At 37.9% G+C, this 13,498-nt stretch carries 11 protein-coding genes; all 11 read right to left on the bottom strand.

The window, feature by feature from the left end; all coding sequences use genetic code 11:
• Nucleotides 1-450 precede the first annotated feature (450 nt).
• The 11 genes from AC13EX_RS07280 to AC13EX_RS07230 all read right to left on the bottom strand — a co-directional run bounded on the left by AC13EX_RS07280 (nt 451) and on the right by AC13EX_RS07230 (nt 13,364).
• Nucleotides 451-1,608, bottom strand: a complete 1,158-nt coding sequence (locus AC13EX_RS07280) for a glycosyltransferase (RefSeq protein WP_482892148.1) — start codon at nt 1,606-1,608, stop codon at nt 451-453.
• A 7-nt stretch (nt 1,609-1,615) separates the two neighbouring features.
• Nucleotides 1,616-2,779 (bottom strand): glycosyltransferase family 4 protein, encoded by a 1,164-nt coding sequence (locus tag AC13EX_RS07275; protein WP_482892147.1) that lies wholly within the window; start codon nt 2,777-2,779, stop codon nt 1,616-1,618.
• Between the two features lie 236 nt (nt 2,780-3,015).
• A complete protein-coding gene (locus AC13EX_RS07270) occupies nt 3,016-3,717 on the bottom strand; it encodes an acyltransferase (protein ID WP_482892146.1) in 702 nt (233 codons plus the stop codon).
• A complete protein-coding gene (locus tag AC13EX_RS07265) occupies nt 3,710-4,843 on the bottom strand; it encodes a glycosyltransferase family 4 protein (RefSeq protein ID WP_482892145.1) in 1,134 nt (377 codons plus the stop codon). The genes AC13EX_RS07270 and AC13EX_RS07265 overlap by 8 nt, the downstream gene beginning before the upstream one ends.
• Complete coding sequence (locus tag AC13EX_RS07260) at nt 4,840-5,511, bottom strand: hypothetical protein (RefSeq protein ID WP_482892144.1); 672 nt, start codon at nt 5,509-5,511, stop codon at nt 4,840-4,842. The genes AC13EX_RS07265 and AC13EX_RS07260 overlap by 4 nt, the downstream gene beginning before the upstream one ends.
• On the bottom strand, nt 5,508-5,759 hold the full coding sequence (locus AC13EX_RS07255; RefSeq protein WP_482892143.1) for a hypothetical protein: 252 nt from the start codon (nt 5,757-5,759) through the stop codon (nt 5,508-5,510). Before AC13EX_RS07255 ends, AC13EX_RS07260 begins: the two co-directional genes overlap by 4 nt.
• Before the next feature lie 333 nt (nt 5,760-6,092).
• The gene (locus tag AC13EX_RS07250) at nt 6,093-6,998 is read right to left on the bottom strand and encodes a glycosyltransferase family 2 protein (protein ID WP_048641990.1); all 906 of its coding nucleotides are present in this window, start codon (nt 6,996-6,998) and stop codon (nt 6,093-6,095) included.
• A complete protein-coding gene (locus AC13EX_RS07245) occupies nt 6,967-8,283 on the bottom strand; it encodes an oligosaccharide flippase family protein (RefSeq protein ID WP_084011738.1) in 1,317 nt (438 codons plus the stop codon). The genes AC13EX_RS07250 and AC13EX_RS07245 overlap by 32 nt, the downstream gene beginning before the upstream one ends.
• A gap of 15 nt (nt 8,284-8,298) precedes the next feature.
• Nucleotides 8,299-9,360: a Wzz/FepE/Etk N-terminal domain-containing protein gene (locus AC13EX_RS07240; protein WP_482892142.1), complete on the bottom strand. Its 1,062-nt coding sequence runs from the start codon at nt 9,358-9,360 to the stop codon at nt 8,299-8,301.
• 23 nt (nt 9,361-9,383) lie between these two features.
• Nucleotides 9,384-12,062 carry an SLBB domain-containing protein gene (locus AC13EX_RS07235; RefSeq protein ID WP_482892140.1) on the bottom strand — a complete coding sequence of 893 codons (2,679 nt, stop codon included), beginning with the start codon at nt 12,060-12,062 and terminating at the stop codon, nt 9,384-9,386.
• A gap of 360 nt (nt 12,063-12,422) precedes the next feature.
• Nucleotides 12,423-13,364, bottom strand: a complete 942-nt coding sequence (locus AC13EX_RS07230; RefSeq protein ID WP_482892139.1) for a fasciclin domain-containing protein — start codon at nt 13,362-13,364, stop codon at nt 12,423-12,425.
• Nucleotides 13,365-13,498 lie beyond the last annotated feature (134 nt).

Genomic DNA, 13,498 nt, shown 5'->3' with positions numbered 1-13,498 from the left:
GGCCACTTTTTGGGGTATTTCCAGCCATTTATTGAATTATGATTAGCCTACTTTAGCCAAGACTATTCATAAATTTCTTTTCAACCATTTCCCGAGCCCCACAAGCCCCTGGTCTGATTCCCTTATGGGATTATTTAACCCGGATTATTTAATAGAATTCGTGATAGCCTGTCCCGTGTTTACGGGAAGTGTTGCAATAGCAAGAAAATCGGGCTGTTTGGAGATTTTAGCATAGCACCGCTATGGTGAAATTGAAAACAGCAACGAAGTGGCTGATTTTAAAGCGATTTCAGCACGTAATAGAATGTCTATTGCATATTTCGGGTTTAACACCCCTATCGATAAATGAACAAAAAAAAACCGGAATAAATCCGGTAATATTTAAACCTTAATAGGCTTTGAATAGCCTATTAAGGTTATAACAGGTTAAATGTTAAATTAAATGCTTTTCTAATAATTAATTTCAACCAGGTTTTCTTTAATCTTCCTTTTACATAAAGACTTAAAAAGAGCTTCATATTCATCCGTCACAACATCCCAATTGTACTTATCTGTCAGTCCTTCCCTTGAATGTTCTCTTAGCTTCTCCATTTTCTCTGGAGACTTTTCCGCCCTATCTGTAATATCCACAACTGATTCTACATTTTTCTCAAAATACCAACCATACTTGCCTTTTTGAAGCATTTCTTGGTTAAATCGGGTATTTAAGGCAAGAATCGCACAACCAAAGCCCAAGGCTTTCAACATTGCTGGATTTGTTCCGCCATATTCATGCCCATGAAAATAGGCGTAACAATTGTGATACAAGGAAGCCAATTGCTCTTGATCTCTAACATAACCAGTAAAGATCAACCTTTTGTCGTCTACCTGTTTCATCCTTTGGGCAAACTTATCGTGGTAAGGGACATCACCTACAATCACCAATTTCCTTTTGGATTTTGACTTAACAAAACCTTCAACAATCAAGTCGGCATTATTGTCGGGGATAAGTCTTCCAACGATTAAAAAGTAGGATTCTTTTTGAAGATTCCACTCCTCTATCAAAGTACTGTCAGAGGATAGTTTTGGGTTGGCTCCATAAGCTATCATCTTGGAAGGTGCATTGAATTTTTCCAGATAAATTTTTTCCATTTCATCTGAATCGGTGATCAATTGATCATATAGCTTCGTAGCAAGTCTCGAAGCAAATAAATAATAGCGAGCTCCTAATCCTTTCCACTTTGGCCTCAACCATTCTAATCCATCCACATTGATAGTAGATGGCTTACCAAATAACTTGGTGAGTATACCAAAAGGTCCATTGGCACTATTTACTACAAAAACCACGTCTACTTTTGAAAAACAGACATGAATCATTGAAAGTAAGGAATTGGTTAACTGGCTCAAAGACTTGGTTTCAACGCATGGTATGTACACCAGATTGATTCCATTAACCTTTTTTGGTTGTTTTTCAAACAATGGAGCATGACAATAAACTGTAACTTCTATTCCTCTCTGCACCAACCGCTCACCCATTTCTTTTACAAAAGTTTCATAACCCCCGTAAACATAAGGATAACCCCTTGTACCTACTATGGCAACATGCAACGGCTTGTTGTTTTTTGACATACTGTATCTATTTACTACTCAAGAAAAAAATATTCAAAATCTTCTGTCCATATTTAGGCAAAGAAAAATTTTCTAAAACGCTTTTTTTAGCCTCTTTACCCAATTTATTTATCTGGCTTTTGTCTTTTATTAGTTCACCTATAATGGCCGCTGCCTCAGGCGCTTCATTCAAAGGTATATGGTATCCGGTTTTTCCATGTTCTATCATTTCCAAGGCTCCCCCTTGGGCTGTAGCTACCACTGGCTTTGTTGCAGCCATCGCTTCTAATATTACTGTTGGGAATGGATCAGGTAATAAGGATGGAAGAATAAAAATATCCATAGTAGCTAAAACATGGGATATATCTTTTCTAAAACCTAAATTATAAATTCTATCTCTAAATGTTTTTTCCAAAATCCTTTGTTCTAACCCTTCAAACAAGTGCTCCTCACCGGGAAATGCGTCTCCTACTAAAAGAAAATATAAATTTAAAAACTTTTTATTTAATTCTTCCGAAATTTCTAAAAAGTATTCTTGACCCTTCCAACTGTTCACTCGGCCTATCATACCGATTACTATTGCCTCTTTTGGGATATTTAGTTCTTCACGCAAACCTATAGATTTGCAAATGTAAGGATTATAATCTATCCCATTATAAACCAAATGCAGTTTATTTGCACTCACATATTTTCCCCAATGCGTTTTTACGGCTTCAGAAACGACTATTACCTTGTCCGCATTATACTGAACCATCTTTCCCATCCATAGGGCAAAGAGTTTTGGCTGTACAATGATCTCATGAAGATGCCATATATGGTGATATCCTTTTACCTTAGAAAGTAAAGCTCCTACCCAAACCGCTGCGGTATTTGAATAAACATGTGTTATATTTTCCTTTTCCGCTAAAGTAGCCAGCTTTTTGTACGCATCAAAAGTAACCTTAAATCTGTTAAATAAACCACTGACGTTAAAATACTTACGCCTAATAATTCCCAATCTAACAAATTCCACTCTTATTCCTAGTGCTATTAACCCATCAGCAAGAGGACCCTCCTCTGATAAAATCACAATAACGGACATCCCATTTTTATTTAAGATCTCGGCTGTCAATAAAAATATTTTGCTGGCACCGTAAAGATCAGATGACCCATGCAGCATCATAACCTTCTTTTCTTGCGATTTACTTTTCATTTATGTACTTCTGATTCTGGTTAGGTAAAACCAAGAAAGGCTAATCATTTACTTTCGGGATTAACTCAAAATATTACTATAATGTAATCCCATTAGTACCAAATGGCTATACCTAATCTTCCAACCTTTGTTTTTCTTGTGACAACTTTTTTGCGCAAAAAATTTAATTTTATTCTTCTACACTTGATTCTCTTGAAATCTCAAAAACCAAAATCCAACTACTTACTATTTTAACTTCACCTTGACTTAATAAGTTTGGCAGGATTTCCTCCCACTACACTGTATGGTGGTACATCCTTGGTTACTATACTTCCTGCAGCCACGACAGAACCTCTGCCGATGGTAACCCCTGACAAAATCACTGCATTGGAAGCAATCCAGCAATCATCCTCAATTTTAACAAAAGAACGCTTAACACCCTGATCTATCATTGGCCTTTCTCTGTCATCAAAAACATGATTCTCAGCATAAATACTTACCCTAGGGGACATCATTACATTATCGCCTATCTCTATAAATCCGGAACAGCCAATATATGCATAGGGTCCTATGCTTGAATTGTTACCTACCTTTAATCCAACACCTAACTCTCCCCCATATAAGTTGGTAGGGCGAATAATGGCATAACTTCCTACGGTAACTTTATCTCCGAATACAATACCTTTTTGGGAAAGACAATTGATTTCACAGTGATCCTGAGCGACAAAGTTACTGCCAACCTGGAAATAAGCCGCCTGCCGAATGGTTACTCCTTTTCCTACCAAAAGCATCCCTTTAGAGGATTTTAACCGCAGTCTTAGAAATATTCCGCGTAACCACCACAAGCCCATACGGGCCAACACCGACAGGGTAGAAAGCCTGTCCCATCCTTGCCCAAATCGGTCTGAAAAATCTAAACCTGAAATCCCTGAAATAAACTTTCCTGGAAAACTACCCATCAATACTCCTATTAAAATATCCCAGCAAAGATAGGAAAAACTTCTCCCCCGTAAACAGGGAAAGTCGCTTAAAACCTAATGCTATTAATTGTTGCCGTGTCTCCTCTTCCTTTGAAATCCTTAGCATGGATTCAGAAAAATCCTCTGCAGCAAAGCTCTTACTCACCAATACTGCATCTCCTCCAACTTCCTGCAAAGCCCCCTGGGGTCCTATGATCACAGGCAAACCATAAGAGAATGCCTCCAATACAGGTAAACCAAAGCCCTCATTGGTAGATGGGAACACATAAGCCTCTGCAGAATTATAATAGGAGGTCAAGGCATCCTCATCCAAATAACCAGTAAAGACAACCTCCCCCTCTAATTGGTGTTTCTTAACTTCTTCCAGAATTGCTCCATAATCATCCAAGGCCTCCCTAGGTCCTCTTTGCCCTACTAAAACCAAAGAATAATCCTTTTTAACTTTTTTCAAAAAGATGGAGAACGCTTCAATTAGCGTAACAATGTTTTTCCTTTTCTCCATCACACCAACATGAATAAAGTAAGGATTAGAGAGAGGTGAAACCAGCTTTTCAGTTTTGGCTTTTACTTTTAAATCCAAACCGGTTGGAATTACTTCTATAGGATTGCTGGTTCTTAAATACTTTAAAATACGGCCTTTTGCAAAATGGCTAATCGTCAAAACATTTGCTCCCGAATCAATGCTTTTCTGTAAAAGAAACAAGTATATTTTCCTCCACAGTGCATTGTAATGTTCGGGTGATTCCCAGAAAAAAGCATCATGAATCACAGATACCCTTTTGCCGCGTGAATAAATGGGAGAAAGAATGTCAGGAGATAAGACAAGATCAGCCTTGTACCAAAATGAAAGCACTGGAAGTACAATGAGTTTATGAGAAAAATACTGTAGTTGAAAAACCCAGTTCTTCCAACGAGCTGTCTTTCCTTTGAAGAAATTATTCTTTAATATTTTTTCTCTCGAAGGGTAGATGACAAAAGTATAGTTCTCTCCATTGTAAGCCTCTACTTGGTCAAGCAAATTCTCGGTATAGGTTTTAATACCCGTTTGTGCCAGGTATTGAAAAAAAATATCAAGAAGAATAACCTTTTTTGGTTTCGATTTCATGCCAAAGTTTGAGGAAGACCACTTACGGACTTCATAGTTGAATAAAGCTGATTATAGGCAGTTAAAGAATAACCCATCATCCACTTTGTAAAAAGGGAAACGTAGGTGTAAAGTTCCGCATTGGATGTAAAAAGTGGAAGAAGCAGCCCGAATTTAGTTGTTGCTGCGACAAAAGCAATCCGTGCGGTATTGCTGTCCTCCGTTTTCCTGAAAACGAGAAGGCTTTTGTAAATGCCAAAACCTAAAATGGCGATGTACAAAAACATTCCAAGCACCCCAATTTGCACACCATAAATCAAGATCTGATTTTCACCACCAACAAGTACTTCGTCAGCTACACTTCCCCTATTCCCACTCATGGCTAGTCCAATTCCTTCCGGATTGGCAATGATGGAGTCCAAGGCAAGAAACCATTCTACCAAATGTCCTACACTAGATGCATTCTGAAAAGTAATGGTGTCGTATACAAAATAATAAAATTCATCGGAGGCAAAAAACGTCAAAATACCCAAACCAAGTAACTTATAGAGTCTAAAAATCACTGCAACAAACAGTAACATAATATAAAATGCTCCAAATGCTGCTCTAGAGGCGGTCATCATCAAGCTCCCGAAGGCCGCCACCATTACTATTATATACAACCAACTGTCTGCCCTTTCCTTACTCAAGTACCAAATAAGTCCTGTAGAAAAAGCCAATAGACAGGAACTGGCAAGTTCCAAAGGATCTGAAAAAAGGAGGCCAAACGCATCCCCGAGGTTTGGGTTTCAAATGTCCAGGACAAACCAAGGTTACCTGAAGGATCGATACCGTTGACAGCAAAGTTAAACTGCACATACCTGGTAAATTGCTGAAAGTGAACCCCGATATCCTTTTCAATAACGTTTAGACAAAAGGCAGCGATTGCCACAATCATTATAAGGTTAAAAAGTCTGGTTATCGACTGTTGATCCATCCTTGTATTTCTTCTCAAAAAATAAAAAATGGGAATTAACAATATTCCTTTTAAATACAATAGCTTACTTAAAAAATCGGCTTCACCTAGTGGAAGAAACACGTATAAAATTGCCAAAGACGTAAAACTAAGAAACAATTTATCTACAAATTCAGTCTTATGGGGTAGTTCCAAATGCTTCTGTTGTAGAAAAAAAAACCTAGCAAGGCCAAGGCTAATAAAAGTTCTTTGCTGTATTGAAAAAAAGCAGAAGTGAAACATATACAACCACAATAATGAACAATAGTAGAGCCATCATTTACTAATATTCAATCTTGTTTTCAATCCTTCCACAATTCCATTAATCACCGCCTGGCTTTTGCTTCGGCGTCCTTTGATCAGAAAATAAACGATGTACAAGCCAAATTTTGAAAAATGAAAAGGCCAGGCAAGCCAGTTTTTAGGATGTGAACAGTACTTTCTCAACTGAAAAATCTGGTTTCTCACGTTCAAAAAATGAACTTTGGGATTTAAAAAACCTTCCTTTCCTTTGGTCTCACTTTTAGAAGCCGCACCTGCTTCGTGATAGATAATAGACTGGGGATGTACCTTTAGTTCAAAGCCTCCTTTTTTCATTCTTAAAGACCAATCTACATCCTCAAAGTAGGCAAAATAATTATTATCGAACAAGCCTACTTTCTCCAGGACAGCAGACCTGACCAAAATTGCACAGCCACTGATCCATTCTGTAAGATAAGGTTTTGGGCTATGTACTTGGTAATTGGTTTGAGAGTAACCCAGCCAACTATGATACCTTCCTCCGGCATTCCAAACCTCGGACTTGGGTGTTATATAATAGATTAATGGCTGAATGGCTGCCAAATTTAGTGACAGTTCCATTTCTCCCACCAGTAGATCTAAAAACCCGGATGCCACCAAAGTATCATTGTTAAGCAACATGATATATTCATACCCCCTATTCAAGGCATATTGCATACCAATATTGTTTCCTCCTGTAAAACCTTCGTTGACTTTATTTTGTAATAGGTTTACAGAATTGTACATTTTTTGGAGATTCGAAATCGAGCCATCCGTGGATCCATTGTCCACAAGAATGATATCCCCTTCAGGGACACCAGCCTTAATAAGCGAGTCAATGCATGCCTGGGTGTAGTCCCAGCCATTCCAATTAAGAATAACTACGGCTACTGAATAGTGCATGGTAAAATTGAGAAACGGTGGATGGCTTTTTTCTGTACAGAAGAATGGCGGTAATGACAAACATGACAACTTCTGTAGAGATCAGTGCCACAGCAAGACCAACTCCTCCATAATATTCCGTAAGAATAAGGGAAGCTGTCAACATGTAAATTGAAAAAACCCAAGTTGAGTTAAAAAGGACTTTCTTTTCTTCGGTGACCAAAATGATTAGCATATTGCCCAAATTGAGCCCTGAAACCAAGGGGATAAATGATAGAATTTTAAGAAAAAGCACAGCGTTTTCTAAATTTTCCCCAGCAATTAGCTGAACAATATACGGGGCAGACACTTGAATGAATACTATAATAAATAAACCTATCAATAGTGTCGCTAATTCCACCTTGGCAAGGAAAGAGAAAAATTTGTTTTTCTCTTCATAATATAGAATACTAGCTCTTGGAAAAATAGCCTGACTGATTAAAACCGGGGCCATTCTCAACACCATGGCTATTCGCTCAGCGATGCTATATGGTCCCAAAACAGCTGCTGAAGCAAAAAAACTTAATATAATAAGGCCTCCATTAATGGCGATGTGGGAGGCAAGGCTAGAAAGAAACAACAAAACATTGTTTTTCAAGGAATGAAGTATCCTCAAAAGCTTAGGCCTTACCAATCGAATCTTCATCTTGGAATGTACAAAGAACAGGAGTCCAAAATTCCCAGCAAGGGCTGTTAAACCTAGGAAAAAGTTAGCTAAATAACTCTCGTTTGCACTTTGTATAAACAAAAACACCAATAGCAAATAAAGCAACTTAGTACTTGCATTAACAACTGACACCCAATGGAGTCGTTCCTTTCCTTGAAAGAACCAGACACTGTTGGTGGCTTCACTAAAAAGCAAAATGGCAGACCACCATAAAATCAATAAGAAATCCTCAAAATAACCACAAAAAAATCCAAGAACAGCTATGAGCAGTAGAGAAGCGCTCGCAAGCGACAGCTTACTCCAAAGTATTTCTGAAACCTTTTCACTTAGGGCATTGAGGTTACCTTGATTAAGGGCAATATTTTTGGGCGCACTTAGGTTGTAGCCAAAACCTACAAGCACATTGAACAATAGAACAACAGAAAAGGCAAGATTAATCCTTCCAAATTCTTCCACCCCTACTGCCCGAATCAATATAGGCATCGCGATAATTGAAACCAGGATATTTGAGGATTGGATTAAAAATAAAAAGATTAAATTTAAAAATGACTTATGCCTAAACAAATAGATATAAGGTAATTGAGAGGGCTTATCCGACATAATTATAGGTAAGACTCAAGGCTTAAGGTGTGTTATATAAAGTGTATTCAAATAAATCCACACAAACCCTACTATAAAAAATAAAAATGCGCCAAAGACAATTCCAACTGTCAGTTTTATTTCAGCTATCTCTAATGGATACCTAGGCTGATCAATAATTTGGATTAAAGGAGTATTGTTTCTATCATTAATTTTAGCTATCTCTAAATTCTTAACTATTTCTTCATAAACTGCTGCCGAAGCCTGAATATCGATCTGTATGCTTTTGGAATTGACCATTCCCTCCTTAAGCAATGGATTTGGATTGGGAACCCTATCCTGAAAAATTGCAAGCGCTTTTATTTTAGCATCTAAAACTTTTCTTACACTATCTGATTGATGTTGTAAGACACTTACATTTTCAGCAGTTTTCTTTGTTTTTGCTTTAAGGTAAAAGTCATTAACCGTTGCCACCAAACTCTCATTAAAGCTTTTAGAAAAGGCCTGGTCTTTACTAGCCACCGTTACTTTGATAATATTGAGTTTGCGGTCAGGTTTTTCTACGGATAAATTCCGCTTTTTAATCTCTTTCACCACCTCTTTCAGAACACTGTCCTGCTGAATAGTAAAACTAGATCGTGGTAATGTGAAATCCAGCGAGCTAAAGTCAACCTCATCCTCCCACTTCTTATCAAGTTCATTAAAGGAAATATACCTCTCTATCAACAACTTACCAGATCTTTCAGTGGAAATGGGATCAAAAGGCCTTAACAAGGTCTTGGTTAGCATGGATTCTGACTTATAGAGTTCCATTATATTGTCCCCCTTAAAGAGTCCACTCTCTCCTCCAATTGAGCCTAAATTTATTCCTAGCATTGAAGCAAGGCCTGAAATATTTCCCATCCCTCCCATGTCAGATTGCTCTAGGACGAAGGTGGTATCAGCATGATAAACAGGTTTTTTGAGAATGGAAACAAGCGCCCCTAAAACCGCTCCTATAAGCACAAAAGCGACTAATGTTTTCCACCTTTTTTTATAAATAGTCAACCAGTTTTGCAAACGATGAACCAGCTCTTTTAAAGTGATTTTATCATCCAATATGTGTCGGTTTTCCCCCATAATTAATTCCAAATCTGAGTAATGACCAAAGCCAAAGTAGCCAAGCCAGTTGTAATACCTACCAAATCTCCTGGCCTAATAGGAATTTTTGGACCTTTTGTAGGAACAATAATTTCTGATCCAGGTTCAACCTTTGGAAAGGCATTAAAGAAAAGATAATTCTTAGTCCTTGCCACTTCTCCATTAGCGTATATTACATAGGTCCGTTTTCTTTTTGCCCTGACATTGAACCCTCCGGCCTTATTGATATAATAATTTAAGCCCCTGAAATTCTCAAACCTAATAGTAGTAGGGTATATTACATCTCCTCTCAACCTCACCGTTTGCAACTCCCTTGGAACGCTCAATATATCCCCTTCTTCTAAAATCAAATCGTATTTAGAACCTGGATTTGCCAAAATGGCCTCAAGGTTGATGGCTACAGCCTCAGTTTCTCTCAACTGAATTGGGTTTATCCCTTCTCTTGTAGCAGATATATCATTCAATAACCTCTCTCTGGCTTCTATAACAGATTGGTCCATCTCAACTTCTGCCGAATCATTACTTCCGAAAAGGTATCTGTTAATCCGATCAATCATCTGTCTTTGTGCCTCACTAGGTTCCACATTGTCTTTATTTAGTCTTTCAAGAAGATTAAGCAAGTTGTTGTTGTTTCTTACGATTTCTGATTGATTTTTGAAAAACTCCGTTCTTCTAATAAGTGTTGCTCCTTTTGGATAGGCAAATGCTGTAAGCCCACCTGAGCGTTGGATCAGACTGGAAATCCTTTCCTCTGCCTGAGTAATAGCAAATTCACCTGGTGCTTTTACCTGTCCCTCAATTTTTACTATCCTTTCAAGACTGAAATTGGTCTTCCTTCTTACTATCAAATGATCGAAGGGAAGTAACGTTTTGGGATTTTCTGAAAGCCCTAGGTCTTCTCCCATAGCAATGGGGATGATTTCGGCATACTCACGCCCTCCTTGACCACTTACCCTTCTTGCTATCTCTATATCTTCTTTTGATGCGGATTCTTTCAGTCCTCCCGCCATCAATATAAGGTCTTCAGAGGTCATGTCCTCAGAATAAGCATAGGTACCGGGAACCAACACTTCCCCACTTACTTTCACATATACTTCCTCCTTAATTTCATAAATCGAAGGTACATGAACCACATCTTCTCTTGCAATAGGAATATCGGGAGCAGTTCCTTCCATTATATCGCCAAGGTTAACTTGAATCATTCGGGTACTTAGATCCTCTTTAGTCCTTAAAATGGTAACTCTTTTTAAAAATGCCTCTCCTCTAAGCCCTTCTGACTTCTCTATTAGTTTGGTAAGAGAAAGCCCCTCCTCAAACGCATAGTTTCCAGGTCTAAATACAGCTCCTTTCACCTGAACCCTGTTGGTATACCTATCAAGAATTTCACCTACTTTATAATGATCTCCACCTTTTACTAAAAACATTGAAAATTGGTCACTGTAGACATCTGATACAGCCTTCTCCTTATTGGTCATCCTTGTCACTCCAACTTTCTCTTTAAAGGCCCTATCCGTAAAGCCTCCAGCGAATTTCAACACATCGGCGAAAGTTTCCTCTCCTCTTATTTCGAAAACTTTCGGACGCTTCACTGCACCTTCTAAACTAACTCTTGCCAAATACGGAGGCACTAAAATAATATCTTGATCCTGCAAAGTAACATTTACTCCGGGATCACCATTTATTAAAAAGTCATATAGATCTATTTCGGCAATTTCCTTTTGGTTTCTGACCAATTTCACTTTTCGCATACTCCCATTGGCATTTGGACCACCTGCTGCATACAAAGCATTGAAAACATTGCTAAAAGCACTTATGGTAAAAGTACCTGGCAACCTGACTTCTCCTACCAAGTTGACTTTTATGGTTCTTATATTTCCTAAATTGACTTGTAAAAAAGTATTGGGGTTATTGCCTTTTAATCCTGTATAAAATACGGATAACCTATTTCTAATTACTTTAGTAGCCTCATCAAGTGATAAGCCGGATACGCTTATAGGTCCGATATTCTCCAACAAGATTTGGCCTTCAGGAGTTACTGGTGTTTCATAATAGGTTTCTGACTGTCCATAAACATCAATTAAAACCTGATCTCCAGGCCCTAAAACATAGTTCCTTGGGGTGGCAAGATTTAGATTGGGTTCAAAAGTCAGCCTTCTGTTCTTATTATAAAAAAGGTCCATTCCGAAATAAGGAAGTTGGTCAATGTCCATTTGTTCCAAATCACTCTGAGGGGGAATCATCCCTCTGGTAATTTCATTAAAGTCCAATTGTCTTCTTGGGTTCCTCGAGCTACTTGAAGAAGAAGTCCCTATTCCTTGACCATCCATTAACACCATTCCACTCAATCGTTCTCTTAGCTTTTCAATCTCTGAAGTCGGCACACCTCTAAGCTGGGCCATTTGCAACAACTCTGCTTCAGAAAGCCCCGCTTGAGAAGCTCTATCAACCAATTGTTGCAATTGCTGATCACTTAGATCATCGACTTTTATAGAGGAAATGTCTTCTATAGATTGAGGCAATGCGTTAATAGACAACATGACCATAAGAAAAAACATCACATATCGGAACCTAAAACGGCTCATTGGTCTTGGAGAAATCATATCTAATTTTTTTTGGTGGCCATACAGCTTCGCCACATTACTCACACCTATATCTGACATGAATAATTAGGTTATTCATAATTTTAACCGTAAAGCAACTGTAAAGATAATTAATCCTTTCTTTAAGGGACAAGCTTTGCCCATTAAAGGCAAAATAATATGTTTGATCTCTTAAATATCATTTGAGAATTCAAAAATAATGTGTTTTCTATTAATGCTCACCGCTTTGGAATCACTATTGGGTTAGGAATCTTTTGTAAATCATTCAACCATTACTATTTTCGATCTCTTCATAGCAATACTAATGAGTTAACTAAGCTTACTTCTTGCCAATGTCTTGGGGCCTGGGATTTGTTTTCATAAAAAAAACAGTGGCCATTGGACCACTGTTTTAAGAATTAAACCCTTTAATAAATTAAATTATGGCAGCATTACTTTGTCAATCACATGAATTACTCCGTTGGTTGCATGAATATTCAACAGATCTGTATTTAGATTGGCATCTTCTATTTGTAGATCAACTAAGTTCACGGCCAAGGTTTCATTGGTAAGTAGGGTAGGCAATTCTGCTCCATCTCTTAAGTCTTGAGAAAAAGCTCTTGCTGGAACCACATGATACATCAGCACATTTTTTAACGTTTCAAGGGGTATCTCCTCAAATCCCGCAACATCTAGATCATCATACAATTGAGCAAAAGCAGCATCTGTAGGTGCAAATACTGTTAAGTTTTCGTTAAACCCACCATTTACAGCATCTACTAGGTCAGCCCTTGACAAGGCCCCTACTAACTGTGTAAATTCAGGCGTAGCTCCTTGTGTGTAATCGGTAGCAATACCGGCAATTGACATACTTGGCTTCATAATCACATTATCAATAGCGTGAATTACCCCATTGGTTGCTTCGAGATCTGTTTCTATAACCTGAGCATTGCCATTGATCCAAACTTTTCCATCAACAGTTATACTTACAAAAAATGGAGCCCCCTCCAAAGAGGCTACACCTCCACTACTTACTGCAGAAGATGGAACTTCAGATGGTACCACATGATACATTAAAATATCTTTTAAAACATCTACTTCTACTGCACTAACATCAGTTATTCCGGCATCAATGAAGGCCTGATTTGTAGGGGCAAAAATTGTAAATGGCCCATTAGCACTCAGTGCATCTACCAAACCAGCTCGTTGAACTGCCGCCACCAAAGTAGTAAACCTGCTATCACTTATGGCCAGCTCAACAAGATTTTTATCATCAGATTTCATAGGCTTAGGATCATCTTCCGAACAGCTTATGACAAAAAGCATAAACACTGATAAGACCAAGCCAAATATTTTTTGATTTTTCTTAATTGTTGTGTACATGATTAAAATTGGTTTAAATTTTCGTTGGTTCAATTCATTGATTACCAAACCAGTTAAAATACTTTTGGTTTGAAATATTTTAAAAAAAATTAAAATTAAACCATTACTCAGCTCTTTATTCTAATAAGAAATTG

Source organism: Cyclobacterium sp. L-R, from assembly GCF_056859355.1.
This window is presented reverse-complemented; position numbering and strand designations above follow the sequence as displayed.